This is a genomic window from Kitasatospora sp. McL0602, assembly GCF_052076145.1.
Lineage (GTDB): Bacteria > Actinomycetota > Actinomycetes > Streptomycetales > Streptomycetaceae > Kitasatospora.
The window spans coordinates 4,551,486-4,576,861 of record NZ_CP197246.1 but is presented as its reverse complement, the minus strand read 5'-3'; the positions used below and the strand labels follow the sequence as shown (position 1 = coordinate 4,576,861).

Genomic DNA, 25,376 nt, shown 5'->3' with positions numbered 1-25,376 from the left:
CTGATGAGGTACGGGATGCCCGGATTTGACACACAAAAAGCTCGGGCAAACGGCCCGGGGCAAAAGAAACGGGCCCCGTGTCTCCCTGAGGAGACACGGGGCCCGAAGTCAGCAGGCTCAGAGGAGCTCGGTGACGGTGCCGCCCGCGGCGGTGATCTTCTCGGCGGCGGAGCTGGAGACGGCGTCAACCGTCACCTGCAGCGCCACGGCGATGTCGCCGGTGCCGAGGACCTTGACGAGCTCGTTCTTGCGAACGGCGCCCTTCGCGATCAGGTCGGCGATGGTGACCTCGCCACCAGCCGGGTAGAGCTCGGCCAGCTTGTCCAGGTTCACGACCTGGAACTGCTTGTGGGCCGGGTTCTTGAAGCCCTTCAGCTTCGGCAGACGCATGTGGAGGGGCATCTGCCCACCCTCGAAGCGTGCCGGAACCTGGTAACGGGCCTTGGTGCCCTTGGTACCACGACCAGCGGTCTTACCCTTGGACGCCTCGCCACGACCCACGCGGGTCTTGGCGGTCTTGGCACCCGGGGCGGGACGCAGGTTGTGGAGCTTCAGCGGGTTAGTGTCCGCCATTTCAGTCCACCTCCTCGACCGTGACGAGGTGACGGACAGTCTGGGCCATCCCGCGGATCTCGGGACGGTCCTCCTTCACGACCACATCGTGCATGCGCTTGAGACCAAGCGAACGCAGGGTGTCACGGTGGTTCTGCTTGCTACCGATGTAGGACTTGGTCTGCGTGATCTTGAGACGGGCCATCAGGCACCGGTCCCAGCCGCACGCGCCCGCAGCAGAGCAGCGGGAGCCACATCCTCCAGCGGCAGACCACGACGGGCGGCAACCTCTTCGGGGCGCACGAGGCCCTTCAGAGCGGCCACCGTGGCGTGCACGATGTTGATCGCGTTGGACGAGCCGAGCGACTTCGACAGGATGTCGTGAACGCCGGCGCACTCGAGCACGGCACGCACCGGGCCACCGGCGATAACGCCGGTACCGGGGGACGCCGGCTTGAGCAGGACGACGCCCGCCGCCTTCTCACCCTGGATCGGGTGCGGGATGGTGCCCTGGATACGGGGGACCTTGAAGAAGCTCTTCTTGGCCTCCTCAACACCCTTGGCGATGGCGGCCGGAACCTCCTTCGCCTTCCCGTAGCCGACACCTACGGTGCCGTCACCGTCGCCCACCACGACCAGCGCGGTGAAGCTGAAACGACGACCACCCTTGACAACCTTGGCGACACGGTTGATCGCGACAACGCGCTCGACGTAAGCAGTCTTCTCGACAACCGGGGCGCCGCCCCGCTCGTCACGCTTACGGTCGCGCCGCTCGCCACCGGTGCCGCCGCCGGCGCCGCTACCGCGGCGCTGGGGTCCAGCCATTGGAATTACCTCTCTCGATTACGTCCGTCGACTGAGCCGACGAGCGGCTTAGAAGTCGAGCCCGGCCTCACGAGCAGCGTCCGCCAGGGCGGCGATGCGCCCCGCGTAACGGTTGCCCGCGCGGTCGAAGACGACCGTCTCGATGCCGGCAGCCTTGGCGCGCTCGGCGACCAGGGCTCCGACCTTCTTGGCCAGCTCGGTCTTGTCGCCCTCGTTGCCACGGATGGACACGTCGAGGGTGGACGCCGACGCGAGGGTGTGACCCTTGGCGTCGTCGATGACCTGGGCGAAGATGTGGCGGTTCGAGCGGGTCACGACCATGCGAGGACGAACCTCGGTGCCGGTGACGCGCTTGCGCACACGGATCGCGCGACGCTTGCGGGCAGCGTTCTTGTAGCCGTTGCCCTTGCCGATCTTGACAGAAAGACTCATGGCTTACTTACCGCTCTTTCCGACCTTGCGGCGGATGACCTCGCCCGCGTACTTAACGCCCTTGGCCTTGTACGGGTCGGGCTTACGCAGCTTGCGGATCTTGGCCGAAACCTCGCCGACCAGCTGCTTGTCGATCCCGTCCACGTGGAACTTGGTGGGCGTCTCGACCACGAAGGAGATGCCCTCCGGGGCCTCGATCAGGATCGGGTGGCTGTAGCCGAGCTGGAACTCCATGGAGGAGCCCTTCGCTGCGACTCGGTAACCAACACCGCTGATCTCCAGCGACTTGCGGTAGCCCGCGGTCACGCCGGTGATCATGTTCGCCACCAGCGTGCGCGAGAGCCCGTGCAGGCTCTTCGACAGACGCTCGTCGTTGGGGCGAGTGACGACCAGAGTGCCGTTCTCGTCCTTGCTGATCTCGATCGGCGCAGCGACAACGTGCGTGAGGGAGCCCTTGGGGCCCTTCACGCCGACCGTCTGGCCATCGATGGTGACGTCCACGCCGGCGGGAACCGGGATGGGCAGCCGTCCAATACGAGACATTGCTGTACCTCCGTTTCCCGAATTACCAGACGTAGGCGAGAACTTCTCCGCCTACGCCCTTCTTGGCGGCCTGCTTGTCCGTGAGGAGACCCGAGGACGTGGAGATGATCGCCACGCCCAGGCCGCCGAGGACCTTCGGCAGGTTGGTGGACTTTGCGTAAACGCGCAGACCCGGCTTGCTGATGCGCTTGATGCCGGCGATGGAGCGCTCACGGTTGGGGCCGAACTTGAGCTCGATGGTCAGCTTCTTGCCGACCTCGTTCTCCTGCGGCTCCTCAACCTTCCAGGAGGAGATGTAGCCCTCCTGCTGCAGGATCTGGGCGACGTGCGCCTTGATCTTGCTAGCCGGCATTGCCACGGTGTCGTGGTACGCCGAGTTCGCGTTACGCAGACGCGTGAGCATGTCTGCGATGGGGTCGGTCATGGTCATGATGGCCTCAGGCCTCTCTCGCCGTGGTTTCTCCGCGCCAGGTCCCCCTGCCGCACTCCGAGGAGTGCGGCAGGGGCACAGACGCAGGGGACCTGCGGCGTTAGTAAGACTGGGTGCGAGCCCTTCCATGGAAGGGCCGCGAGCATCCATGGAGATGCCGCGGCAGGGGGCCCGACCCCACCACCTTACGGGTTTCCGTACGGTGACCCAAATCTGGGTGATGTGGGGTCGGGCACCACTGCTTCGCTCTGTCTGCTACCGCTGACTGAAAAGCTCTGGCGATCTTCTACTGGAGAAGGACTACCAGGAGCTCTTGGTCACGCCCGGCAGCTCGCCGCGGTGCGCCATCTCACGGAGGCACACACGGCACAGGCCGAACTTGCGGTACACCGAGTGCGGACGGCCGCAGCGCTGGCAGCGGGTGTAACCGCGGACAGCGAACTTCGGCTTGCGCTCGGCCTTCGCGATGAGGGACTTCTTCGCCATGTGGTTACGCCTCCTTGAACGGGAAGCCCAGAGCGCGCAGGAGCGCCCGGCCCTCGTCGTCGGTCTGGGCGGTGGTCACGACGGTGATGTCCATACCGCGCTGACGGTCGACCTTGTCCTGGTCGATCTCGTGGAACATGACCTGCTCGGTCAGACCGAAGGTGTAGTTGCCACGGCCGTCGAACTGCTTCGGGGAGAGGCCACGGAAGTCACGGATACGCGGCAGAGCCAGCGACACCAGACGGTCCAGGAACTCCCACATGCGGTCACCACGGAGGGTGACGTGGGTGCCGATCGGCTGGCCCTCACGCAGCTTGAACTGCGCGATGGACTTGCGAGCCTTCGTCACCGCCGGCTTCTGACCGGTGATGGCGGTGAGGTCGCGGATCGCGCCCTCGATCAGCTTGGAGTCGCGGGCGGCCTCGCCCACACCCATGTTGACCACGACCTTGACCAGGCCGGGGATCAGCATGACGTTCTCGTAGGAGAACTCTTCCTTGAGCTGGCCCTTGATCTCGGAGTTGTAACGCTCCTTGAGGCGGGGGGCCACCTTCTCGACGTTCTCGATGGTCGTCTCAGACATCAGATGTCCTCACCGGTTCGCTTGGCAACGCGGATCTTGTTGCCCTCGTCATCGAAGCGGTAACCAACGCGAGTGACGACCTTCTTGCCGTCCTTCTCGACGACCAGCTGCACGTTGGAGACGTGCACGGGCGCCTCGACGGTGACAATGCCACCCTGAGTACCCGGGCCGGGCTTGGTGTGCTTCTTGACCCGGTTCACACCCTCGACGAGGACCTTGTTCTCGGCGGGCATGGCCTGAATGACCTTGCCCTGCTTGCCGCGGTCCTTGCCGGTGATGACCTGAACCAGGTCACCCTTCTTGATCTTCATGCTGTTCGCCATGGGTTAGAGCACCTCCGGCGCAAGCGAGATGATCTTCATGAACTTCTTGTCACGCAGCTCGCGGCCCACCGGGCCGAAGATGCGGGTGCCACGGGGGTCACCATCGGTGTTCTTGAGGACGACGGCGGCGTTCTCGTCGAACCGGATGTACGAACCGTCGGGACGACGGCGCGACTTCACGGTGCGGACGATGACGCACTTGACGACGTCACCCTTCTTGACCGAACCACCGGGGATCGCGTCCTTGACGGTCGCGACAATGACGTCCCCGATACCGGCGTAGCGACGACCGGAGCCACCGAGAACGCGGATGCAAAGGATTTCCTTCGCGCCCGTGTTGTCGGCGACACGCAGTCGCGACTCCTGCTGGATCACAGCTTTCTCCTGATCGTCAACGAGAGCTGGCGGGCCGGCCGCTGCTCACACCAGCGCCCACAAGGGGCCTGGTGCACATACGGCCGTACCCGGACAACTTCGTTACTTGGCCTTCTCGAGGATCTCGACGACGCGCCAGCGCTTCGTCGCGGACAGCGGACGGGTCTCCGCGAGGAGCACCCGGTCGCCGATGCCGCAAGCGTTGGTCTCGTCGTGCGCCTTCAGCTTGTTCGTACGGCGGATGACCTTGCCGTAGAGCGCGTGCTTGACACGGTCCTCGACAGCGACGACGACGGTCTTGTCCATCTTGTCGCTGACGACCAGACCCTCGCGGGTCTTACGGAAGCCGCGGGCCTCGGTCTCAGTGGTGTTCTCAGTCATCAGGCGTTCTCCACCGTCTCGATGCCCAGCTCGCGCTCGCGCATCAGGGTGTAGATCCGCGCGATGTCCTTACGGACGAGCTTGAGCCGTCCGTGGTTGTCGAGCTGCCCGGTCGCCGCCTGGAAGCGGAGGTTGAACAGCTCCTCCTTGGCCTCGCGGAGCTTGCCAACGAGACCATCGTTGTCGAGCTCACGAAGCTCTGCAGCCTTGGTGCCGGCCGACATCAGCTCTCACCTGCCTCGCGCCGGACAATCCGGCACTTCATCGGGAGCTTGTGAGCAGCGCGGGTGAGCGCCTCACGAGCAACCTTCTCATTGGGGTAGGACAGTTCAAACATGATCCGTCCCGGGTGAACGTTGGCAATCCACCACTCCGGCGAACCCTTACCGGAACCCATGCGGGTCTCGGCAGGCTTCTTGGTGAGGGGACGGTCCGGGTAGATGTTGATCCAGACCTTGCCGCCACGCTTGATGTGACGGGTGACGGCGATACGAGCGGACTCGATCTGCCGGTTCGTCACGTAGGCCGGGGTGACGGCCTGGATGCCGTACTCGCCGAACGCGAGCTCGGTGCCACCCTTGGCAGCGCCACGGCGCTTCGGGTGGTGCTGCTTGCGGTGCTTGACCCGACGGGGGATCAGCATGACGGTCAGGCCTCCGTTCCGGTGCTCTCGGCAGCCGGCGTCTCCGTCACAGCCGCGGCCGGAGCCTCGGTGTTCTGGGGACGACGGGCGCCACGGGCGCCGCCACGCTCGCCGCCACGGCCGCCACGCTCGCCACCGCGCGCGGGGCGGGCGTCGTTGCGGGCCGGACGGTTGCCCGAGCGGGCAGCAGCGTTCTCAGCGCGGACCTCGGCGATGTTCTTGACGTCGCCCTTGTAGATCCAGACCTTCACGCCGATACGGCCGAAGGTCGTCTTGGCCTCGAAGAAGCCGTAGTCGACGTTCGCGCGCAGCGTGTGCAGCGGCACACGACCCTCGCGGTAGAACTCCGAACGGCTCATCTCGGCGCCGCCGAGACGACCGGAGCACTGGACCTTGATGCCCTTGGCGCCGGACTTCATGGTGCCCTGCATCGACTTGCGCATGGCACGGCGGAACGACACGCGGGAGGACAGCTGCTCCGCGACGCCCTGAGCCACGAGCTGGGCGTCCAGCTCGGGGTTCTTGACCTCGAGGATGTTCAGCTGGACCTGCTTGCCGGTCAGCTTCTCGAGGTCGCCGCGGATGCGGTCGGCCTCGGTGCCACGGCGACCGATGACGATGCCGGGGCGGGCGGTGTGGATGTCGACCCGGACGCGGTCGCGGGTGCGCTCGATCTCAACCTTCGAGATGCCGGCGCGCTCCATGCCCTTCGTCATCATGCGACGAATGGCAACGTCTTCCTTGACGTAGTCCGAGTACAGCTTGTCGGCGTACCAGCGGGACTTGAAGTCCGTGCTGATGCCGAGGCGGAACCCGTGCGGGTTAACCTTCTGGCCCATTACCGGGTCCCTTCCTTGCTGCTGACGACCACGGTGATGTGGCTGGTCCGCTTGCGGATCCGGTAGGCGCGGCCCTGGGCACGCGGACGGAACCGCTTCAGGGTCGGGCCCTCGTCAACGTACGCCTCGCTGATGACGAGGTCGTCCACGTTGTTGTGGTTGTAGTTGTGCACGGCGTTGGCAATGGCGCTGTCGAGCACCTTGCCGACCGGCACGGTCGCGGCCTGCGGAGCGAAACGCAGGACCGCCTGGGCCTCCGTGGCGTTCAGGCCACGGATGAGGTCCACCACGCGGCGGGCCTTCATGGGCGTGACGCGGATGTACCGCGCCTGGGCCCTGGCTTCCATGGTTGTCCCCTTGCTGGTGTAAGTCATTGAGTCGGTAATCTCGCTGGCGACTAGCGACGCTTCGACTTGCGGTCGTCCTTGACGTGGCCGCGGAAGGTACGCGTCGGCGCGAACTCGCCGAGCTTGTGGCCGACCATCGACTCGGTGACGAACACCGGGACGTGCTTACGGCCATCGTGCACCGCGATCGTGTGGCCGAGCATGGCCGGGAAGATCACGGAGCGACGGGACCAGGTCTTGATGACGTTCTGAGTACCCGCCTCGTTCTGCGCGTCCACCTTCTTGAGAAGGTGGCCGTCGATGAAGGGGCCCTTCTTGAGACTGCGCGGCATCTGACCTGCTCCTAGCGCTTCTTGTTGGTCTTGCGGCGGCGCACGATGAGAGCGTTCGAAGCCTTCTTCGGGCTACGAGTGCGACCCTCCTTCTGGCCCCACGGCGAAACCGGGTGGCGACCACCAGAGGTCTTACCCTCACCACCACCGTGCGGGTGGTCGATCGGGTTCATGGCGACACCACGCACGGTCGGGCGAACGCCCTTCCAGCGCATACGGCCGGCCTTGCCCCAGTTGATGTTCGACTGCTCGGCGTTGCCGACCTCGCCGACCGTCGCGCGGCAGCGCGCGTCGACCAGGCGGATCTCACCGGAGGGCATGCGCAGGTGCGCCATCTTGCCCTCACGAGCCAGCAGCTGGATGCCGGCACCGGCGGACCGGGCCATCTTGGCACCGCCACCGGGACGCAGCTCCACCGCGTGGATGGTGGTACCGACCGGGATGTTGCGCAGCGGCAGGTTGTTGCCGGGCTTGATGTCGGCCGCGGGGCCGTTCTCAATCCGGTCACCCTGCGTGATGCCGCGCGGCGCGATGATGTAGCGCTTCTCGCCGTCCGCGTAGTGCAGGAGCGCGATGCGCGCGGTGCGGTTCGGGTCGTACTCGATGTGAGCGACCTTGGCCGGCACGCCGTCCTTGTCGTGACGACGGAAGTCGATCACGCGGTAGGCGCGCTTGTGTCCGCCACCCTGGTGGCGAACGGTGATCCGACCGGCGTTGTTACGGCCACCCTTGCTGTGCAGGGGGCGAACCAGCGACTTCTCCGGCGTGGACCGCGTGATTTCGACGAAGTCGGCCACGCTGGAGCCACGACGGCCCGGCGTAGTCGGCTTGTACTTGCGGATGCCCATTGGCTTCTCTCGTCCTCGTCCTAATCGACGATCCGACACTCCGTCAGGAGGTCGGACCCCCGAAGATGTCGATGCGGTTGCCCTCGGCCAGCGTCACGATGGCGCGCTTGGTGTCCTTGCGCTTGCCAAAGCCCGTCTTGGAGCGCTTGCGCTTGCCCTGACGGTTGAGCGTGTTGACCGACTCGACCTTGACCGAGAAGACCGCCTCGACGGCCTGCTTGATCTGGGTCTTGTTAGCGCCCGGCGACACGACGAACGTGTACTTGTTCTCGTCGAGGAGCGAGTAGCTCTTCTCGGAGATGACCGGCTTCACCAGGACGTCACGGGGGTCCGTGAACGTCTTGCTCGTGATCTCTGCAGCCATCAGGCGGCGCTCCCTTCGAGCTCGCCCTCAGCAGCCACAGCCTTGGCGGACGCGGCGGGACCCGCCACGAAGCGCTCGAAAGCAGCCTGGGTGAAGATCACGTCGTCGGAGACGAGCACGTCGTAGGTGTTCAGCTGACCCGCGTCCAGGATGTGCACGTTCGGCAGGTTGCGAGCGGACTTGATGCCCAGCTCGTCCGCGCGCTCGACGACCAGAAGGACGTTCTTGCGCTCGGAGATCTTGCCGAGCAGGCCCTTGGCGGCCTTGGTCGACGGAGCCTCGACCGCAACGACGTCGGTGATGACGTGGATGCGGCTGTGGCGGGCCCGGTCGGTGAGCGCGCTGCGCAGGGCGGCGGCGATCATCTTCTTCGGGGTCCGCTGCGAGTAGTCACGCGGCTTCGGGCCGTGGACAACGCCACCGCCGACGAACTGCGGGGCGCGGGTCGAGCCCTGACGGGCGCGGCCGGTGCCCTTCTGGCGGTACGGCTTGCGGCCGCCGCCTCGGACCTCGCCACGACGCTTCGTGGAGTGCGTGCCCTGACGGGCAGCGGCGTTCTGAGCGACGACGACCTGGTGCATCAGCGGAATGCTGACCTTGGCGTCGAAGATCTCAGCAGGCAGCTCGAGGCTGCCGACCGTGTCGCCCGAGGGCGACAGGATGTCAATGGTGGTCATATCCTCACAGCCCCTTCGCCGCAGTGCGGACGAGGACGAGGCCGCCGTTCGGGCCCGGGATTGCGCCCTTGATCAGGAGCAGCCCCTTCTCCGCGTCAACGGCGTGGACGGTCAGGTTCTGGGTGGTCACGCGCTCGTGGCCCATCCGGCCGGCCATCTTCATGCCCTTGAACACGCGACCCGGGGTGGCACAGCCACCGATCGAGCCGGGCGAACGGTGCTTGCGCTGCACGCCGTGACCGGCGCCGAGGCCCTTGAAGTTGTGACGCTTCATGACACCGGCGAAGCCCTTGCCCTTGGAGGTGCCGGTCACATCGACCTTGACACCCGCCTCGAACAGCTCGGCGGTGATCTCCTGGCCCAGCGTGTACTCGGACGCGTCCGAGGTACGCAGCTCGACCAGGTGGCGGCGCGGGGTGACACCGGCCTTGGCGAAGTGACCCGCGAGGGGCTTGTTCACCTTGCGGGGGTCGATCTCGCCGAAGCCGATCTGGACGGCGTCGTAGCCGCCCTCGCCGTCAGCGGTGTGGACCTGGGTAACGACATTCGGCCCGGCCTTGACGACGGTCACCGGAACGATCCGGTTGTTCTCGTCCCAGACCTGGGTCATGCCGAGCTTCTCGCCCAGGATTCCCTTAATCTGCTTTGCCATCTTCGTCGCGCCTCTCAGAGCTTGATCTCGATGTCGACGCCGGCCGGAAGGTCGAGGCGCATCAGCGAGTCAACGGTCTTCGGGGTCGGGTCGAGGATGTCGATCAGACGCTTGTGGGTGCGCATCTCGAAGTGCTCGCGCGAGTCCTTGTACTTGTGCGGCGAGCGGATGACGCAGTAGACGTTCTTCTCAGTGGGCAGCGGCACCGGGCCCGCGACCTGCGCACCAGTACGGATCACCGTCTCGACGATCTTCTTCGCCGAGGAATCGATGACCTCGTGGTCGTAGGCCTTGAGCCGGATGCGGATCTTCTGTCCCGCCATGGCTACTAGTAGTCCTTTGTCCGTGTCGCTTCTGCGGCCGGCCCCATCCACTGCGGATGTTTCCGGTGGCGTCCCCGGGTGGTTACCTTCCGACCCACGCGGTCGGGCGTGTCGCGCCCTCGCTTGCAAAAAATCCGAGAGAGGCGTACTCTCCGCGGATTTTCACTTGGTCGGTAGGCCTTGCACCCACCAGGCGCCGGATCGAGACCCTGCCCACGCTTCCCGGAAGATTCCCGTACGTCCGCCCCGCAGCTGCCGCGGTGTCGCTTACACACCACTGCATTCACACACAACACGTGAACACATGAACGGCCATCACGGGAACGACGAGTACATGGGACTCGCTTCCAGTCCTCCCGGCGGGAGGCGCGCAGCATCGGCACTCAACCGAGCAACTTGAACATCCTGCCACAACCGGCAAGCCGAAAGCCAATCGGGGGTGGCCGGAGCCACCCCCGACGGCGGTTCAGTACGACGGAGTGGTCATCGACCTGAAGCCGGCCAGCATCTCCGGGCGGAGCACGAACGCACGGAACTGCTCCTTCGTCAGCGGCGGGGCCGCCACCGAGGTCCTCGTACGTGCAGCTGAGCGCGTAGCCATCGCGGTCGCCCGGACCGCAGCCGGGGTGCTCCGTGAACACTGCGAGCCTCTGGATGTTGATCAGCCCGGTCGCGCCGTTCCCCGCACAGCAGGTAGCGCTCCGGAAGAGCGCCACCCGCCGGGCGGCGACGTAGCTGTGGATCTCGTCCTCCTGCTCCGTCATCCCTCCCCCTCACTCATGGGCACTCCTGCCTGTACAAGTGCGTCGGCGGGGCGCTCGCGTTGCAGAAAACCAGCGGGCCCTGCGCGTCGGTGTCGACGTGCAGGGCCCGCAAGGCAGTTGGGGATCAGATCTCGGTGCGGCGCAGCGCGAAGAGGATGTTGTTGCGCTTCGGGGGGACGCGGGTCTCGCAGAACACCGAGAGGCCCGGCAGGGCGCTGGAGACGGTGGCGAGCAGCTCGTCGCGGTCGCCGAAGACGACGTTCTTGTCGCCGGAGACGTACTTGTCGGCCGTGTATGCCATCAGGTGCGCGAGGTCCGAGCGGCGCTCCCACTCCTTGACGATCAGGGTGCCGCCGGGGGCGAGCAGGGCCTCGGCGTCGCGCAGCAGGGCGTCGCGCTGGGCGGGCGGCACGTGGTGCAGCACGTCCACGACGAGGACGAGGTCGAAGAGGGCCGGCTCCTCGGCCCGCAGGTCGTGCGAGTAGACGGAGCGGAACTCGGCCCGGCCCCGGTCGCCCTGGAAGAGCCGACCCGGGTTGTCCATCACGTCGATGCCGACGTACTCGGCGTCCGGCAGTGCACCGACCAGGCGCTCGGCGACCGCGCCGTCGCCGCAGCCGATCTCCAGGATGCGCTTCGGCTTGCCGAGGCTGAGCAGCGTGGTGGCGAGGCTGTCGAGGTCGATGAAGACGGACCGGTAGAGCTCGGCCGCGGGTATCTCGTACTTGCCGAGCCGACGGCGGACGGCGGTGGTGATTCCCATGCGATCTCTCCGAGACGTACGGCGGACTCCTGACCACGGGAGTCTGACAGTCTGGGTGCGGCAGGGCGGCAGCGGGGTGGTGACGGACGTCTTCGGGGAGGAGCGCAGCAGATGGCTGGAGCACGTACGGGGGCCGAGAGCCTGCCCTCGGCCTGGTCGGCGCGGAACGGCTTCGGGGCTCTGCGGCTCGCCCTGGCCCTGGCCGTCATCGCCTCGCACGCGATGCCGCTCGGCTTCGGGCGGCCGAACCTGGGGACGGCGGCCACCCACGGGCAGACCGATGTCGGCACGCTGGCCGTGTGCGGGTTCTTCGTCCTGTCCGGGCTGTTGATCACGCGCAGCGGGCGGCGGCTGGGGTTCTGGCGCTTCCTGTGGCACCGCGCCCTGCGCATCCTGCCCGGCCTGTGGTGCTGCCTGCTGGTGACCGCACTGGTGGTCGCCCCGCTGCTCGCGCTGCACGAGGGGCAGGACGTCACCGCCTGGTGGTCGCGGCCGGACGGGCCCTGGAGTTACCTGGCCGCCAACTGGGCGGTCACCGTCCACCAGTACGGGATCGGCGGCCTGTTGGCGCACGTCCGCTACCCCGGCCCGTTCGACGGATCGCTCTGGTCGCTGCGCTACGAGCTGCTGGCGTACCTGGTGGTGGGTCTGCTGGCGGTGGCGGGGGTGTTCCGCCGGGCCCGCTGGGTGGTGGTGGCGGCGGCGCTGACGGGGTTCGTCGTGTTGGCGCGGGCGGCCGCGCCGTACGACCTGCTGCGGGCGCCGACGTACGCCACCCACGGTGGGACGGCCTTCACGCTGCCCGTGTTCGGGGTGGGCAGTACGAACCTGCTGGTGCCGCTGTTCCTGATGTTCGCCCTGGGGGCGCTGGCCGAGCTGTACCGCGAGCGGCTGCCGATCAGCGGCCCGGCCGCCGGTGTGGCCCTCGTCCTGCTGCTCGGGTCACTGCGGGTGGGCGGCTTCACGCTGCTCGGGCTCCCCGCCCTCGCCTACCTGCTCGTCTGGTGCGCGATGCGGATGCCCGGCGCACTGCGCGGGGTGGGCGCCCGGCACGACTACTCGTACGGGCTCTACATCTACGCCTTCGTCGCCCAGCAGGTGCTGGCCGAGTTCGGGGTGAACCGCTGGGGGTACGTCCCGTACGTCGCCCTCTCCGTCGTCGGTGCGTTCTCGGCGGCGGTGCTGTCCTGGCACCTCGTGGAGGCGCCGGCGCTCCGCCTGAAGGCGGTGTTCGGCCGCCGTCGCGCCGTCAGGGCGTACGGACCCGTTCCGTCGCAGGCCGGGCCGAGCCGGTCGCGGGACGCGGTGCGCCCCAGCGGCTGAGCGACCAGGCCATGGCCAGCGCGGTGGCCGCCGTACCGGCAGCGAAGGCGATGGTGACGCGGGTGGCGATGCTGCCCGGCAGCATGGTCACGCCGCACAGGACGGCGCTGCCGAACAGCCACGAGGCCAGCTGCACCCGGTGCCGGTGCAGCACGATCAGCGCCTGGCCGAGGACCTGGGCCAGCAGGTAGCAGAGGGTGCCGGCCGAGAGCCAGAGGAAGTCGAACCGGGTGAGCACGTCCGGTGCGGCGAAGAGCAGCCGGATCAGCCACGGGCCGATCAGCACGGCCGGGACGGCGCCGCAGAGCGAGAGCACCGTCACCACCAGGCAGGCCTTGCGGAGCATCCGCAGGAAGCCGCCGTGGTCCCCGGTCGCCGCCACACTGGCGAGGCCGGAGAGCAGCGAGGCCTGGAGGGCGGCGAACACGAACAGCGGCACCCGGGCCAGCACCAGGGCGTTCAGCAGGGCCGCGACCAGCGCCACCTCGGTGGGGGCGAGCAGCTGGGTGCTCAGCACCACGGCGTTGACCATCATCTGCGCGAGCAGGGTGGAGCCGATCAACGGCCCGAAGCCGCGCAGCAGGTCGGGCCAGCTGATCGGCGGGCCCGGCAGCGAGGCGCGGACGGTGACCGGCAGGGTGAGGGCGAAGGCGATCAGCGGCGACACCGCCAGGATCAGGCTGAAGGCGAGGGCGGAGTGCGGCCCGAGCGCCCCGAGGGCGAGGGCCAGCACTATCCGCAGCCCGCCGTCGATGGCCAACTGCGCGCCGTAGGCGTGGAACCGGCCGAGGCCGGCCAGCACCCCGCGGGTCATGAAGGTCAGTGCCAGGCCGACGAACGAGCCCGCCAGGGCCCAGACCAGCTGGGCGTCACCGTGGAAGAAGGTGTCCGCCAGCGGCCGTTCGAAGACGGCGAGCAGGCCGACCACCGCCGCGAGGAACCCGCCCGTCAGCAGCGCCGCCCGGCGCAGCACCGGCGCCGCGCCCTCCTGGTGGACGGCCCGCGCGGCGACGATCCGGGTGAGCTCCTGCTCCAGCGGGAAGAACAGCCCCATCCCCACGGACATCACTATCGTCCACAGCACGGAGACCCCGGCCATGTCGGCCGTCGAGAGGCTGTGTCCGGCCACCGCGAGGTGCACGTACGAGGCGGCGCCGAGGACGACCGTCCCCACCGCGACGATCTTCGTCCCCGGGGGCAGTGCGTTGCTGAGTCTGGCCAGCGGGTTCATGGTTCGAACGTCCAAACGTCAGCGGGCCGCGTGGCGGAGCATCGCGGAGACTCCGGGGCGGCCGGCGTGGCGGGCGGCTCCGGGGAGGAGGGTGAGGGCGTGCAGGCGGGAGGAGAGGTGCATCCGGGAGACCTTGGCGGCCTGCGGCCAGCCGAAGGCCTCCAGGCGGTCGGCGGTGTCCAGGAAGAAGCGCTTGGCCTCCTCGAAGCGGTCGCCGGTGTAGGCCTTGGCGGAGGATTCGCTCTCGGCGTGCCGACGGTAGCTGAAGCAGACCTCCGGGGTGGTGGCCAGGGACTCCCCCGCGACCAGCAGGTCGACGACGAGGGCGAGGTCCTGGATCACGCCGAGATCGGCGCGGAAGCCGAAGCGGCGGACGGCCTCGGTGCGCCAGCAGATCGACGGGAAGTAGAGCCAGTTGCCGCGCAGCAGGCTGACGGCGAGCTGCTCCCCGCCGAGCAGCGCCCGGCCGGGGCCCTTCGGCGAGTAGAGCTTGCGCTTGGTGCGGTCGACCAGCGTGTCGTAGGGCAGCCCGTCGCTGCCGATCACCTCGACGCCGGGCTGGATCATCGCGGCCTTCGGCTCGCGGTCGGCGGTGGCCCGCACGACGGCGAGGTAGTCGGGGCGCAGCAGGTCGTCGCAGCCCATCAGGACGACGTACTCGTACTCGGCGAGCTCGACGCAGCGGTTGAAGTTGCCGGTCACCCCGAGGTTGCGCTCGTTGCGGTAGTACCGGACGCGCGGATCGCCGAGGGCGGCGAACCACTCCGGCACGCCGGGCTCGCGCCCGTCGTCGACGACGGTGAGCCGCCAGTCGTCGCCGGGCTGGGCGAGGACGCTGCGGACGGCGTCCTGCATCAGCGCGACGTCGCCGTAGTACGGCATGGTGATCTCGAAGCGGGACATCAGGGCTCCTGGGCCTAGGCCTCGGCCTCGGCGACGAGGGCGTCGCGTCGCTGGACCGCGGCGGAGTAGTAGGGCGAGCCCGGCGCGAGGTCCTTCAGTTCACGGGGGATGCGGCGGATCATCGCGAGCAGCAGCACCAGCCCGGCCCGGACGAGGTAGATCGTCGCCTTCACCGGGGACGCGCTCGGCCGCCCGGTGGTGCGGGCGCGCATCGCGACCGGCACCTGGCGGACGGTGAAGCCGCAGCGGGCCGCGCCGACCAGGCTCTCGACGGTGTCGCCGAGGTACTCGACCGGGTACCAGCGGGCGAAGAACTCGATCAGCGGACGGTTGCAGGCCCGGAAGCCCGAGGTGGTGTCGGTGAGCCTGGTGCCGGTCACCCGGGAGAGCACCACCGAGAGCAGCCGCATCGCCCAGCGGCGCGGGCCGCGCGCCTCGTACTCGCCCTCGCCCGCGAACCGCGCGCCGATCACCAGATCGGCGTCGCCGAGCCGCTCCAGCAGCACGGGGACGTAACTGGGGTCGTGCTGGCCGTCCGCGTCGACCTGGACCGCGACGTCGTAGCCGTGCAGCTGGGCGTAGCGGTAGCCGAGCCGCATGGCACCGCCGACGCCGAGGTTGTAGGGCAGCCGGGCGACGGCGGAGCCGGCTGCGGCGGCCACCTCGGCCGTCCGGTCGGTGGAGCCGTCGTCGACCACCAGCGTGTCCACGTACGGGAGTTGGCGCTTGATCTCACCGAGCACGGTAGGCAGGCCGTCGGCCTCGTTCCAGGCCGGGAGGATGATCAGGATGCGGCGCCGCTCGGTCATGAGTTGTTCTCCGGAGCTGCGTGGTCGGTCGACGTGCGGCTGCTGCCGGCGGTGGTGCTGTGGCTGCTGCTCGGAAGGGCGCCCGGCACGCCCGGCACGCTGCCCAAGGGGATACCCTGCTCGGCGAGGTGCGCCCGGATCAGCGCCACGTCCTCCGCCAGCATCCTGGTCTCGGACTCCAGGCGACTGGACTCCCAACTGAGGTGCAGGCTGACCAGCAGCACCAGGACGAACCCGGCGAACAGCACCAGGCTGACGCCCGAGGCCACCCCGAGGTGCCGCGCGGTGGAGTCGAGCAGGTGCGGGACGAAGCCCAGCGGCGCGATCACCAGCCCTATGCTCAGCCAGATCGCGGCGTACTTCTCGCGGAGCTGCTGCCGGCGCAGCAGCTCCAGGATGTAGGCGAGCACCACGATTCCGGTGATCGACGTCAGGAAAGAGAGTTGCACTGCCGAGGGCGCCTTTCCGTGCGCGGGGCGGTTCTCGTGGTACTGGCTGGGGTCCCCGTGGTGCCAACAGCGTAGAGCAGTCGCCGGTGACGCCTCGGACGGGTGAAGCCCTCCGGCGACGGACCGGCCAGGCGTGCTACCTGCGGAAGGCCGGCCGGGTGAGCGCCTCCGCCAGGGACTCGCGCCAGTCGGCGAGCGGGGTCAGCCCGGCGGCCTTCCAGCGGTCGTGCCCGAGGACGCTGTACGCGGGCCGGGCGGCCGGGCGCGGGTACGCGGCGGAGCTGGTGCGGTGGATGCGCTCGGGGTCGAGGCCGGTCAGCTCGTAGGCGGCGCGGGCGAGCCCGTACCAGCTGGTCTCGCCGGAGGCGGTGCCGTGGTAGACGCCGGGCGGCGCCTCGGCGCTGCGGCCGAGTGCGACGAGCTGCCGGGCCAGGGCCCACGACCAGGTGGGCTGGCCGAGTTGGTCGTCCACCACGTCGAGGGTCTCGCGCTGGGCGGCCAGGCTCAGCATGGTCGCGACGAAGTTGCGGCCGTGCTCGCCGTAGAGCCAGGCCGTGCGCACGATGTAGCCACGCTCGGGCAGGAGTTCGGCGACGGCCCGCTCCCCCACGAGCTTGCTGCGCCCGTACGCGTTGACCGGGCCGGTGGGGGCGTCCTCGGCGTACGGCTGCTCGGCGTCACCGGGCAGCACGTAGTCGGTGGAGACCTGGATCAGCCGGGCGCCGCTCTCCGCACAGGCAGCGGCGATGTGGCGAACTCCCGTGCCGTTGACGGCAGTTGCTGCCTCCTCGGCGGTCTCGGCACCGTCCACGTCCGTCCAGGCGGCGCAGTTGACCACCACGTCGTGCCCGGCGACGGCCGCCCGGACGGCGGCCGGGTCGGTGATGTCGAGATCGGCCCGACCCAGCGCGGTGACGCGTTCACCGGTGAGGACCGGCTCACCGGTGAGGACGGCCGTCAGGTCCTGGCCGAGCATGCCGCCCGCGCCGGTGATCAGCCAGCTGGTCATGCTCCCGCCTTCACGGAGAGCCCGGCCTTGAGCGGCTCCCACCAGGCGCGGTTGTCGCGGTACCAGGCGACCGTCGCGGCGAGGCCGTCGGCGAAGGAGACCTGCGGCTCGTAGCCGAGCTCGGTGCGGATCTTGCTGATGTCGAGCGAGTAGCGCAGGTCGTGGCCCTTGCGGTCGGCGACGTGCTCGACGCGCTCCCAGCCGGTGCCGGTGGCCTCCAGCAGCAGAGCGGTCAGCTCCTTGTTGGTGACCTCGGTGCCGCCGCCGATGTTGTAGACCTGACCGGCCCGGCCGCCGCGCATCACCAGGTCGATGCCCCGGCAGTGGTCGGAGACGTGCAGCCAGTCCCGGATGTTGCCGCCGTCGCCGTACAGCGGGACGCTGCCGCCGTCGATCAGGTTGGTGGTGAAGAGCGGGATGACCTTCTCGGGGAACTGGTAGTACCCGTAGTTGTTCGAGCAGCGCGTCACCACCACGTCCATGCCGTGGGTGCGGTGGTAGGCGAGCGCGAGCAGGTCGGAGGCCGCCTTCGAGGCGGAGTACGGGGAGTTGGGCGCGAGCGGCCACTCCTCCGTCCAGGAGCCCTCGGCGATCGAGCCGTAGACCTCGTCAGTCGAGACGTGGACGAAGCGGCCGACGCCGTGCTTGCGGGCCGCGTCGAGCAGCACCTGGGTGCCGACGACGTTGGTCTGCACGAACGGCCCGGCGCCCTCGATCGAGCGGTCGACGTGCGACTCGGCGGCGAAGTGCACCACGACGTCGTGGCCGGGCATCACCTCGTCCACGGTCGCGGCGTCACAGATGTCGCCCCGGACGAAGCGGTACCCGGGGTGGTCCGCGACGGGCGCGAGGTTGACCTCGACCCCCGAATAGGTGAGCTTGTCGAGGACAGTGATGCGAGCGGAGGCGTCCGCGCCCAACAGCGAGCGGACGAACTCCGAGCCGATGAAGCCGGCACCGCCGGTCACAAGGATGCGCATAGTTCGCGAAGTGTACCGCCGCGCAACCAATTTACGGGTTCGACCGGAAGTAGCCGACTACAGGGTGTCAGCGCTCGCATAGGGTGCTGTCATGCGAGGAATTCTCCTGGCCGGCGGCACCGGCTCACGACTGTGGCCGCTGACCCGCGCGGTGTCGAAGCAGCTGCTCCCGGTGTTCGACAAGCCGATGATCTACTACCCGCTCTCCACCCTGGTCATGGCCGGGATCAGCGAGATCCTGATCATCACCACACCGGAGGACCAGGCCCAGTTCGCCCGTCTGCTCGGCGACGGCTCCCAGTTCGGGCTCCGCCTCGAGTACGCCGTCCAGGACCGGCCGGAGGGCATCGCCCAGGCGTTCGTCCTCGGGGCCGACTTCATCGGCGACGAGGGCGTCGCGCTGATCCTCGGCGACAACATCTTCCACGGCAGCGGCCTCGGCACCCGGCTCGCCGAGCACACCGGCGAGAAGGGCGGCAGGGTCTTCGCGTACCCCGTGGCCGACCCGACGGCGTACGGCGTGGTCGAGTTCGACGAGCACGGGCACGTCATCTCCATCGAGGAGAAGCCCACCGCCCCCAAGTCCCGCTACGCCGTACCCGGGCTGTACTTCTACGACAACCAGGTGGTCGAGATCGCCCGCGGCCTGAAGCCCAGCGCCCGGGGCGAGCTGGAGATCACCGCGGTCAACGACGCCTACCTGCGGCGGGGCGAGCTCCACGTCACCAAGCTCGACCGCGGCACCGCCTGGCTGGACACCGGCACCTTCGTCTCGATGGTGCAGGCCTCGGAGTTCGTCCGGGTGATCGAGGAGCGCCAGGGCTTCAAGATCGGCTGCGTCGAGGAGGCCGCCTGGCGGGCCGGGCTGATCGACAACACCCAACTCCGGGCACTGGCAGAGCCGTTGCTCAAGAGCGGGTACGGTCGCTACCTGCTGGACCTGCTGGACGAGGACGCTGCGAACGACAGTGCTGTGAACGATGCCGCGAACGAGGAGAACACCCCGTGAAGTTCCGCGAGTTGGCGATCCCAGGCGCCTTCGAGATCACCCCGCAGCTGCACGGCGACCCGCGCGGGCTCTTCATGGAGTGGTACCGCTTCGACAAGCTGGCCGAGGTGGTCGGGCACCCGCTGCGGTTCGCCCAGGGCAACCTCTCGGTCTCGGCGCGCGGGGTGGTGCGCGGCATCCACTTCGCGGACGTCCCGCCCGGTCAGGCGAAGTACGTGAGCTGCGTGCGCGGGGCGGTGCTCGACGTCGTCGTCGACCTGCGGGTCGGCTCGCCGGCCTTCGGCCGCTGGGAGTTCGTCCGGCTGGACGACGCCGACCGGCGCTCGGTCTACGTGCCCGAGGGAGTCGGCCACGGCTTCTGCGCCCTCACCGACGACGCCACGCTCTCGTACGTGTGCTCGGAGACGTACAGCCCGACCGGCGAGCACGCGGTGCACCCGCTGGACCCGGACCTCGCCATCAAGTGGCCGCAGGACATGCCACAGCTCTCCGACCGGGACGACGCGGCGCCATCGCTGGCGGACGCGCTGACGAGCGGGCTGCTGCCGTCGTTCGAGGCGTGCATGACGTACACGGCTTCGCTGAGCGTCGACGACTGACAGCTGGCGACTGCCGAGTGGCAGAAAACAGCGAACGGCTGACAGATTCTGAAATCTGTCAGCCGTTCGCTGTTTTCTGCCAACCAAGAAGGGCCCGCCCTCCCCCCACCCTCACGGGCAGCGGGAGAACGGACCCTCAAGGAGTCAGGTCAGACCATCAAGTAATTACTTGAGGATCTTGGTGACCTGGCCGGCGCCGACGGTGCGGCCACCCTCACGGATGGCGAACTTGAGGCCCTCCTCCATGGCGATCGGCTGGATCAGCACGACCGTCATGGCGGTGTTGTCGCCCGGCATGATCATCTCGGTGCCCTCGGGGAGGGTCACAACGCCGGTCACGTCCGTGGTACGGAAGTAGAACTGCGGGCGGTAGTTGTTGAAGAAGGGGGTGTGACGACCACCCTCGTCCTTCGACAGGATGTAGGCCTGGGCCTCGAACTCGGTGTGCGGCGTGACCGAACCCGGCTTGATGATGACCTGGCCGCGCTCGACGTCCTCGCGCTTGATGCCACGGAGGAGCAGACCGACGTTCTCGCCCGCCTGGCCCTCGTCGAGCAGCTTGCGGAACATCTCGATGCCGGTGACCGTGGTGGTGGTCTTGGTCTGCTTGATGCCGATGATGTCGACAGTCTCGTTGACCTTGAGGACACCACGCTCGATACGACCGGTGACGACGGTGCCACGACCGGTGATCGTGAAGACGTCCTCGACCGGCATCAGGAACGGCTGGTCGGTGGCGCGCGGCGGGGTCGGGATGAACTCGTCGACCGCAGCCATGAGGCCGAGGAGCTTCTCGCCCCACTCCTTGTCGCCCTCGAGCGCCTTCAGCGCCGAGACGCGCACGACCGGCAGGTCGTCGCCCGGGAAGTCGTACTCGGAGAGCAGCTCACGGACCTCGAGCTCAACGAGCTCCAGGATCTCCTCGTCGTCCACCATGTCGGCCTTGTTCAGGGCGACAACGATGTTCGGGACGCCGACCTGGCGGGCCAGGAGCACGTGCTCCTTGGTCTGCGGCATCGGGCCGTCGGTGGCGGCGACGACGAGGATCGCACCGTCCATCTGGGCCGCACCGGTGATCATGTTCTTGATGTAGTCCGCGTGACCGGGGCAGTCGACGTGGGCGTAGTGACGCGCCTCGGTCTGGTACTCGACGTGCGCGATCGAGATGGTGATACCGCGCTGACGCTCCTCCGGCGCCTTGTCGATCTGGTCGAACGGCGTGAAGGGGTTGATCTCCGGGTACGCGTCGTGCAGCACCTTGGTGATGGCCGCGGTAAGGGTCGTCTTACCGTGGTCAATGTGACCGATGGTGCCGATGTTGACGTGGGGCTTCGTCCGCTCGAACTTCGCCTTCGCCACTGCAGTCCTCCTGAGGACAGTTCTGTACGCCGTGCTGACGTCAGTTGGTCTTTGATCGGGTTGGGTGCGGAGTGCCGGTTGGGCACCCCGTACCGTCCCGCGGTTGGGCGGAGGAGACCCGGGGGGATCTGGGTAGATCCCCCCGGATTCGCCTCCTAATAGCCTAAGGGGTCTGGAACGTCCCGATTGCGGGAGTTACTCGCCCTTGGCCTTGGCGATGATGTCGTCCGCCACGTTCCGCGGAACCTCGGCGTACGAGTCGAACTGCATCGAGTAGCTTGCGCGACCAGAGGTCTTGCTGCGCAGGTCACCGACGTAGCCGAACATCTCGGAGAGCGGCACCAGCGCCTTGACGACGCGAGCACCGAAACGCTCATCCATGGCCTGGATCTGGCCACGGCGAGAGTTGATGTCGCCGATCACGTCGCCCATGTAGTCCTCGGGCGTGGTGACCTCGACGGCCATCATCGGCTCGAGAAGAGCCGGGGACGCCTTGCGAGCGCCCTCCTTGAAGGCCATCGATCCGGCGATCTTGAACGCCAGCTCGGAGGAGTCGACGTCGTGCGAGGCACCGTCGAGCAGCGTCACGCGGACGCCCTGGAGCGCGTAGCCCGCGAGGACACCGAACTCCATGGCCTCCTGGCAACCGGCGTCGACCGACGGGATGTACTCGCGCGGAACGCGGCCACCAGTGACCTTGTTCACGAACTCGTAGCCCTCGCCGGACTCCAGCGGCTCGATCGCGATCTGGATCTTCGCGAACTGGCCGGAACCACCGGTCTGCTTCTTGTGCGTGTAGTCGATGCGCTCGACGGCCTTGCGGATCGTCTCGCGGTACGCGACCTGCGGCTTGCCGACGTTGGCCTCGACCTTGAACTCACGCTTCATACGGTCGACCAGCACCTCGAGGTGCAGCTCGCCCATACCCGCGATGATGGTCTGGCCGGTCTCCTCGTCCGTGTTGACCTGGAAGGAGGGGTCCTCCTCCGCGAGACGCTGGATGGCAACGCCCAGCTTCTCCTGGTCGGACTTGGTCTTCGGCTCGATCGCGACACGGATGACCGGGGCCGGGAAGTCCATGGACTCCAGGATGACCGGGTGCTTGTCGTCGCTCAGGGTCTCGCCGGTGGTGGTCTGCTTGAGACCCATGACGGCGACGATGTCGCCGGCGCCCACCGAGTCGATCTCCTCACGCTTGTTCGCGTGCATGCGGTAGATCTTGCCGATGCGCTCCTTCTTGCCCTTCACCGAGTTGAGGACGGCGGTGCCGGCCTCAAGACGCCCGGAGTAGACGCGAACGAAGGTGAGCTTGCCCAGGTGCGGGTCCGACATGATCTTGAACGCGAGCGCGGCGAGCGGCTCCTCGTCCGAGGCCTTGCGGAGGATCTCCACCGACTCGTCGCCGGGCTTGTGGCCCTTGATGGACTCGATGTCCAGCGGCGACGGGAGGTAGTTGACGACCGCGTCGAGCAGGGGCTGAACGCCCTTGTTCTTGAACGCGGTGCCACAGAAGATCGGGGTGAACGCGGAAGCCAGGGTGCCGCGGCGGATGCCGGCGATCAGCTGCTCCTCGGTGGGCGCGGTGCCCTCCAGGAACAGCTCCATCAGCTCGTCGTCGCCTTCGGCGGCCGTCTCGAGCAGCTTCTCGCGGTACTCCTCCGCCTGGTCCGCCAGGTCGGCCGGGATGTCGACGACGTCGTACATCTCGCCCTTGGCGGCCTCGGCGGTCCAGACCAGAGCCTTCATGCGAACAAGGTCGACAACACCCTTGAAGTCGCCCTCGGCGCCGATCGGGAGCTGCATCACCAGCGGGGTCGCGCCGAGGCGGTCCACGATGGTGTCGACGCAGAAGAAGAAGTTCGCGCCCGTGCGGTCCAGCTTGTTGATGAAGCAGATGCGCGGAACGCTGTAGCGGTCAGCCTGCCGCCACACGGTCTCGGACTGGGGCTCCACACCGGCGACACCGTCGAACACCGTGACGGCACCGTCGAGCACGCGGAGCGAACGCTCCACCTCTACGGTGAAGTCGACGTGGCCCGGGGTGTCGATGATGTTGATGGTGTTCTCGACGTCATCGAGGGTCCAGTGACAGGTCGTCGCGGCCGACGTGATCGTGATGCCGCGCTCCTGCTCCTGCTCCATCCAGTCCATGGTGGCAGCGCCATCGTGGACCTCACCGATCTTGTACGAGACACCGGTGTAGAACAGGATCCGCTCGGTGGTGGTGGTCTTGCCCGCGTCGATGTGCGCCATGATCCCGATGTTGCGGACCCTGGCGAGGTCAAGGGAGGTTGCAGCCATGGTGGCTCGTTCTCTCTCTGTCTAGTGACGGGGTTCGGACTACCAGCGGTAGTGCGCGAAGGCCTTGTTGGACTCGGCCATCTTGTGGGTGTCCTCGCGACGCTTCACGGAAGCACCGAGGCCGTTGCTGGCGTCGAGGATCTCGTTGAGCAGACGCTCGGTCATGGTCTTCTCGCGACGGGCGCGGGAGTAGCCGACCAGCCAGCGCAGCGCCAGAGTGTTGGCGCGGCCCGGACGGACCTCGACCGGCACCTGGTAGGTGGCGCCACCGACGCGGCGGGACTTCACCTCAAGGGTGGGCTTGACGTTCTCAAGCGCGCGCTTGAGGGCGACCACGGGGTCGGCACCGGTCTTCTCACGGACGCCCTCGAGGGCGCCGTAGACGATCCGCTCGGCGGTGGAGCGCTTGCCGTGCAGCAGGATCTTGTTGACCAGCGAGGTCACGAGCGGCGAGCCGTAGACCGGGTCGATGATGACCGGGCGCTTCGGGGCGGGACCCTTACGAGGCATTCTTACTTCTCCTTCTTGGCGCCGTAGCGGCTACGAGCCTGCTTGCGGTTCTTGACACCCTGGGTGTCGAGCGAGCCGCGAATGATCTTGTAGCGCACACCAGGAAGGTCCTTCACACGGCCACCGCGCACCAGCACGATGGAGTGCTCCTGCAGGTTGTGGCCCTCACCCGGAATGTAGGCGGTGACCTCGATCCCGCTGGTGAGGCGCACACGGGCGACCTTACGGAGAGCCGAGTTCGGCTTCTTCGGGGTCGTCGTGTACACACGGGTGCAAACACCACGGCGCTGGGGGGAGCCCTTGAGCGCGGGCGTCTTGTTCTTCTCGACCTTGTCCTGCCGGCCCTTTCGGACCAGCTGCTGGATCGTAGGCACAATTTCTCCGTTTTCTGTGTGCCAAGGCTGCGTAAAACTAACCTGCGGCGACCCCAACCCTCCGACCCACGCGGTCGGGTGTGTTGAGCCTCTTCCGTACTGCGGCGCTGGCCGTGAGGCCTGCTCGCGCAGTGGGAGGAATCGCGGAATCCCATGATGCTGATGTGCAGCGACGGCGCTCGCGCGCGCGGGGCGGTTTGAAACGCTCCGGTGTGGCGCGGCGGCCGGTGTGCTTGCACGCACAAGGACCCGGGGACACCCCAGGCACAAGGTCAGAGCGTACCTAGCGCATCGGCGCCGGTCAAAACAAATGCAACGCCGCAGCTCGGCGCGGACGGGCCCGGGGCACCCGGACGGCGCAGCGGGACACAGCCGTCATACCACAGACGGCGGCACGGGGCGAGCCGAGCACTGCAGGCCGCCCACCTGCCGCTCACCCGCTGGTCATCAGCCCGATCGCGATCAGGGCCAGCCAGCCCGTGACCGACAGCCAGCCGAGCAGCAGGCCGGCCAGGGCCATCCCCTCACCGCTCTCGCCCTGGGCCCGGATCTGTCGGGTCGCCAGGTGGCCGGTGACGACGGCGGGCAGCCCGAGCAGCCCGAGCGTCGGGACGCAGAGCAGCCCGAGCACCAGCGAGGCGACGGCGGCCGGGCTGGTGCGCGGCGCGGGGGCGGGGGCGGGCGCCAGAAAGGTCTGCGGCACACCGGCGGGCTGTCCGACCATCGGCCCGGCGGGCAGATCCGCGACGAGCTGCGCCAACTGCCCGTACGTCTTCGCCTGCTGGGCGTGGTCGAAGCGGTCCGAGTACTCCTCGGCCGAGAGCCGGCCCTCGGCGTACGCAGCCTTCAGGACGTCGACGGTGCGGTCCCGGTCGGTCTGCGCGGCCCGCATCCCGGCGGGCTGCCACGTCTGCGCCGGGTTGGGCTGCGGCGGGTAGGACTGCGGCGGGTACGACTGCGGCGGGTAGGCCTGGGGCGGGTACGGCTGCTGGCGGGGCTGCGGCTGCTCCCACGGCTGTACGTCCACCTGGCACCTCC

The 25,376-nt window shown here is 68.1% G+C and carries 37 protein-coding genes; 3 read left to right on the top strand and 34 right to left on the bottom strand.

The annotated features are described in order from the left end of the window. Positions 1-117: 117 nt before the first annotated feature. The 23 genes from rplO to ACR68M_RS20920 all read right to left on the bottom strand — a co-directional run bounded on the left by rplO (position 118) and on the right by ACR68M_RS20920 (position 11,482). The gene (gene rplO, locus ACR68M_RS21030; protein ID WP_441245648.1) at positions 118-573 is read right to left on the bottom strand and encodes a 50S ribosomal protein L15; all 456 of its coding nucleotides are present in this window, start codon (positions 571-573) and stop codon (positions 118-120) included. Position 574: 1 nt separating this feature from the next. Further along, entirely contained in the window at positions 575-757 is a 183-nt protein-coding gene (gene rpmD, locus ACR68M_RS21025) for a 50S ribosomal protein L30 (protein WP_030251557.1), read from the bottom strand. After that, the gene (gene rpsE / locus ACR68M_RS21020; RefSeq protein WP_441245647.1) at positions 757-1,377 is read right to left on the bottom strand and encodes a 30S ribosomal protein S5; all 621 of its coding nucleotides are present in this window, start codon (positions 1,375-1,377) and stop codon (positions 757-759) included. Before rpsE ends, rpmD begins: the two co-directional genes overlap by 1 nt. 48 nt (positions 1,378-1,425) lie before the next feature. Next, complete coding sequence (rplR, locus tag ACR68M_RS21015; RefSeq protein ID WP_441245646.1) at positions 1,426-1,809, bottom strand: 50S ribosomal protein L18; 384 nt, start codon at positions 1,807-1,809, stop codon at positions 1,426-1,428. Positions 1,810-1,812: 3 nt separating this feature from the next. After that, a complete protein-coding gene (gene rplF / locus ACR68M_RS21010; protein ID WP_441245645.1) occupies positions 1,813-2,352 on the bottom strand; it encodes a 50S ribosomal protein L6 in 540 nt (179 codons plus the stop codon). Between the two features lie 22 nt (positions 2,353-2,374). Then, positions 2,375-2,782, bottom strand: coding sequence for a 30S ribosomal protein S8 (gene rpsH / locus ACR68M_RS21005; protein ID WP_280717588.1), 408 nt, complete (start codon positions 2,780-2,782; stop codon positions 2,375-2,377). 300 nt (positions 2,783-3,082) lie between these two features. Beyond that, the gene (locus ACR68M_RS21000; protein WP_057231320.1) at positions 3,083-3,268 is read right to left on the bottom strand and encodes a type Z 30S ribosomal protein S14; all 186 of its coding nucleotides are present in this window, start codon (positions 3,266-3,268) and stop codon (positions 3,083-3,085) included. A gap of 4 nt (positions 3,269-3,272) precedes the next feature. After that, positions 3,273-3,851 carry a 50S ribosomal protein L5 gene (rplE, locus tag ACR68M_RS20995; protein WP_073924301.1) on the bottom strand — a complete coding sequence of 193 codons (579 nt, stop codon included), beginning with the start codon at positions 3,849-3,851 and terminating at the stop codon, positions 3,273-3,275. Next, positions 3,851-4,162, bottom strand: a complete 312-nt coding sequence (gene rplX, locus ACR68M_RS20990; protein WP_030055828.1) for a 50S ribosomal protein L24 — start codon at positions 4,160-4,162, stop codon at positions 3,851-3,853. The genes rplE and rplX overlap by 1 nt, the downstream gene beginning before the upstream one ends. Positions 4,163-4,177: 15 nt before the next feature. Then, positions 4,178-4,549, bottom strand: coding sequence for a 50S ribosomal protein L14 (rplN, locus tag ACR68M_RS20985; protein WP_035800854.1), 372 nt, complete (start codon positions 4,547-4,549; stop codon positions 4,178-4,180). A 102-nt stretch (positions 4,550-4,651) separates the two neighbouring features. Beyond that, complete coding sequence (rpsQ, locus tag ACR68M_RS20980) at positions 4,652-4,930, bottom strand: 30S ribosomal protein S17 (protein ID WP_280717586.1); 279 nt, start codon at positions 4,928-4,930, stop codon at positions 4,652-4,654. Then, a complete protein-coding gene (gene rpmC, locus ACR68M_RS20975) occupies positions 4,930-5,154 on the bottom strand; it encodes a 50S ribosomal protein L29 (RefSeq protein WP_280666724.1) in 225 nt (74 codons plus the stop codon). The genes rpsQ and rpmC overlap by 1 nt, the downstream gene beginning before the upstream one ends. Then, positions 5,154-5,573 (bottom strand): 50S ribosomal protein L16, encoded by a 420-nt coding sequence (gene rplP / locus ACR68M_RS20970; protein WP_057231329.1) that lies wholly within the window; start codon positions 5,571-5,573, stop codon positions 5,154-5,156. The genes rpmC and rplP overlap by 1 nt, the downstream gene beginning before the upstream one ends. A gap of 5 nt (positions 5,574-5,578) precedes the next feature. Beyond that, positions 5,579-6,412, bottom strand: coding sequence for a 30S ribosomal protein S3 (rpsC, locus tag ACR68M_RS20965; protein ID WP_441245644.1), 834 nt, complete (start codon positions 6,410-6,412; stop codon positions 5,579-5,581). Then, positions 6,412-6,759, bottom strand: a complete 348-nt coding sequence (gene rplV, locus ACR68M_RS20960) for a 50S ribosomal protein L22 (RefSeq protein ID WP_033824229.1) — start codon at positions 6,757-6,759, stop codon at positions 6,412-6,414. The genes rpsC and rplV overlap by 1 nt, the downstream gene beginning before the upstream one ends. A gap of 50 nt (positions 6,760-6,809) precedes the next feature. After that, positions 6,810-7,091, bottom strand: a complete 282-nt coding sequence (gene rpsS, locus ACR68M_RS20955; protein WP_030055821.1) for a 30S ribosomal protein S19 — start codon at positions 7,089-7,091, stop codon at positions 6,810-6,812. Between the two features lie 11 nt (positions 7,092-7,102). Then, entirely contained in the window at positions 7,103-7,939 is an 837-nt protein-coding gene (gene rplB / locus ACR68M_RS20950) for a 50S ribosomal protein L2 (protein ID WP_441245643.1), read from the bottom strand. Positions 7,940-7,982: 43 nt separating this feature from the next. Beyond that, entirely contained in the window at positions 7,983-8,303 is a 321-nt protein-coding gene (gene rplW / locus ACR68M_RS20945) for a 50S ribosomal protein L23 (protein ID WP_030393296.1), read from the bottom strand. After that, positions 8,303-8,980, bottom strand: coding sequence for a 50S ribosomal protein L4 (rplD, locus tag ACR68M_RS20940; protein WP_441245642.1), 678 nt, complete (start codon positions 8,978-8,980; stop codon positions 8,303-8,305). Before rplD ends, rplW begins: the two co-directional genes overlap by 1 nt. A gap of 4 nt (positions 8,981-8,984) precedes the next feature. Further along, positions 8,985-9,632 (bottom strand): 50S ribosomal protein L3, encoded by a 648-nt coding sequence (rplC, locus tag ACR68M_RS20935; RefSeq protein WP_441245641.1) that lies wholly within the window; start codon positions 9,630-9,632, stop codon positions 8,985-8,987. A 14-nt stretch (positions 9,633-9,646) separates the two neighbouring features. Then, a complete protein-coding gene (gene rpsJ / locus ACR68M_RS20930) occupies positions 9,647-9,955 on the bottom strand; it encodes a 30S ribosomal protein S10 (RefSeq protein ID WP_012785157.1) in 309 nt (102 codons plus the stop codon). Positions 9,956-10,338: 383 nt separating this feature from the next. Next, the gene (locus ACR68M_RS20925) at positions 10,339-10,719 is read right to left on the bottom strand and encodes a hypothetical protein (protein WP_441245640.1); all 381 of its coding nucleotides are present in this window, start codon (positions 10,717-10,719) and stop codon (positions 10,339-10,341) included. Positions 10,720-10,843: 124 nt separating this feature from the next. Then, a complete protein-coding gene (locus ACR68M_RS20920; RefSeq protein WP_441245639.1) occupies positions 10,844-11,482 on the bottom strand; it encodes a class I SAM-dependent methyltransferase in 639 nt (212 codons plus the stop codon). Between the two features lie 111 nt (positions 11,483-11,593). Here ACR68M_RS20920 and ACR68M_RS20915 point away from each other — a divergent pair, with 111 nt between their 5' ends. Further along, on the top strand, positions 11,594-12,805 hold the full coding sequence (locus ACR68M_RS20915) for an acyltransferase family protein (protein ID WP_441245638.1): 1,212 nt from the start codon (positions 11,594-11,596) through the stop codon (positions 12,803-12,805). Here the strand turns inward: ACR68M_RS20915 and ACR68M_RS20910 are convergent. The 6 genes from ACR68M_RS20910 to rfbB form a co-directional block, all read right to left on the bottom strand. Continuing rightward, positions 12,732-14,036 (bottom strand): lipopolysaccharide biosynthesis protein, encoded by a 1,305-nt coding sequence (locus ACR68M_RS20910; RefSeq protein ID WP_441245637.1) that lies wholly within the window; start codon positions 14,034-14,036, stop codon positions 12,732-12,734. The genes ACR68M_RS20915 and ACR68M_RS20910 overlap by 74 nt on opposite strands. An 18-nt stretch (positions 14,037-14,054) precedes the next feature. Further along, the gene (locus ACR68M_RS20905) at positions 14,055-14,939 is read right to left on the bottom strand and encodes a glycosyltransferase family 2 protein (protein ID WP_441245636.1); all 885 of its coding nucleotides are present in this window, start codon (positions 14,937-14,939) and stop codon (positions 14,055-14,057) included. Positions 14,940-14,953: 14 nt separating this feature from the next. Continuing rightward, positions 14,954-15,748, bottom strand: coding sequence for a glycosyltransferase family 2 protein (locus tag ACR68M_RS20900; protein ID WP_441245635.1), 795 nt, complete (start codon positions 15,746-15,748; stop codon positions 14,954-14,956). Beyond that, positions 15,745-16,197: a DUF2304 family protein gene (locus ACR68M_RS20895; RefSeq protein ID WP_441245634.1), complete on the bottom strand. Its 453-nt coding sequence runs from the start codon at positions 16,195-16,197 to the stop codon at positions 15,745-15,747. The genes ACR68M_RS20900 and ACR68M_RS20895 overlap by 4 nt, the downstream gene beginning before the upstream one ends. Before the next feature lie 136 nt (positions 16,198-16,333). After that, on the bottom strand, positions 16,334-17,206 hold the full coding sequence (gene rfbD / locus ACR68M_RS20890; protein ID WP_441245633.1) for a dTDP-4-dehydrorhamnose reductase: 873 nt from the start codon (positions 17,204-17,206) through the stop codon (positions 16,334-16,336). Further along, the gene (gene rfbB / locus ACR68M_RS20885; protein ID WP_441245632.1) at positions 17,203-18,186 is read right to left on the bottom strand and encodes a dTDP-glucose 4,6-dehydratase; all 984 of its coding nucleotides are present in this window, start codon (positions 18,184-18,186) and stop codon (positions 17,203-17,205) included. Before rfbB ends, rfbD begins: the two co-directional genes overlap by 4 nt. Positions 18,187-18,277: 91 nt before the next feature. On the opposite strand from rfbB, the gene rfbA reads away from it, so the two are divergent. Beyond that, positions 18,278-19,195 carry a glucose-1-phosphate thymidylyltransferase RfbA gene (rfbA, locus tag ACR68M_RS20880; protein ID WP_441245631.1) on the top strand — a complete coding sequence of 306 codons (918 nt, stop codon included), beginning with the start codon at positions 18,278-18,280 and terminating at the stop codon, positions 19,193-19,195. Then, positions 19,192-19,794, top strand: coding sequence for a dTDP-4-dehydrorhamnose 3,5-epimerase (gene rfbC, locus ACR68M_RS20875; RefSeq protein ID WP_441245630.1), 603 nt, complete (start codon positions 19,192-19,194; stop codon positions 19,792-19,794). Before rfbA ends, rfbC begins: the two co-directional genes overlap by 4 nt. A gap of 165 nt (positions 19,795-19,959) precedes the next feature. On the opposite strand, the gene tuf is transcribed toward rfbC, so the two are convergent. The 5 genes from tuf to ACR68M_RS20850 form a co-directional block, all read right to left on the bottom strand. Further along, positions 19,960-21,153, bottom strand: coding sequence for an elongation factor Tu (gene tuf, locus ACR68M_RS20870; protein WP_441245629.1), 1,194 nt, complete (start codon positions 21,151-21,153; stop codon positions 19,960-19,962). Positions 21,154-21,348: 195 nt separating this feature from the next. Continuing rightward, positions 21,349-23,454 carry an elongation factor G gene (fusA, locus tag ACR68M_RS20865; RefSeq protein ID WP_441245628.1) on the bottom strand — a complete coding sequence of 702 codons (2,106 nt, stop codon included), beginning with the start codon at positions 23,452-23,454 and terminating at the stop codon, positions 21,349-21,351. Between the two features lie 39 nt (positions 23,455-23,493). Beyond that, positions 23,494-23,964 carry a 30S ribosomal protein S7 gene (gene rpsG / locus ACR68M_RS20860; protein ID WP_030457432.1) on the bottom strand — a complete coding sequence of 157 codons (471 nt, stop codon included), beginning with the start codon at positions 23,962-23,964 and terminating at the stop codon, positions 23,494-23,496. Positions 23,965-23,966: 2 nt separating this feature from the next. Further along, complete coding sequence (gene rpsL / locus ACR68M_RS20855; protein ID WP_014144289.1) at positions 23,967-24,338, bottom strand: 30S ribosomal protein S12; 372 nt, start codon at positions 24,336-24,338, stop codon at positions 23,967-23,969. 433 nt (positions 24,339-24,771) lie between these two features. Continuing rightward, positions 24,772-25,365 (bottom strand): DUF1707 and DUF4190 domain-containing protein, encoded by a 594-nt coding sequence (locus tag ACR68M_RS20850; RefSeq protein WP_441245627.1) that lies wholly within the window; start codon positions 25,363-25,365, stop codon positions 24,772-24,774. Positions 25,366-25,376 lie beyond the last annotated feature (11 nt).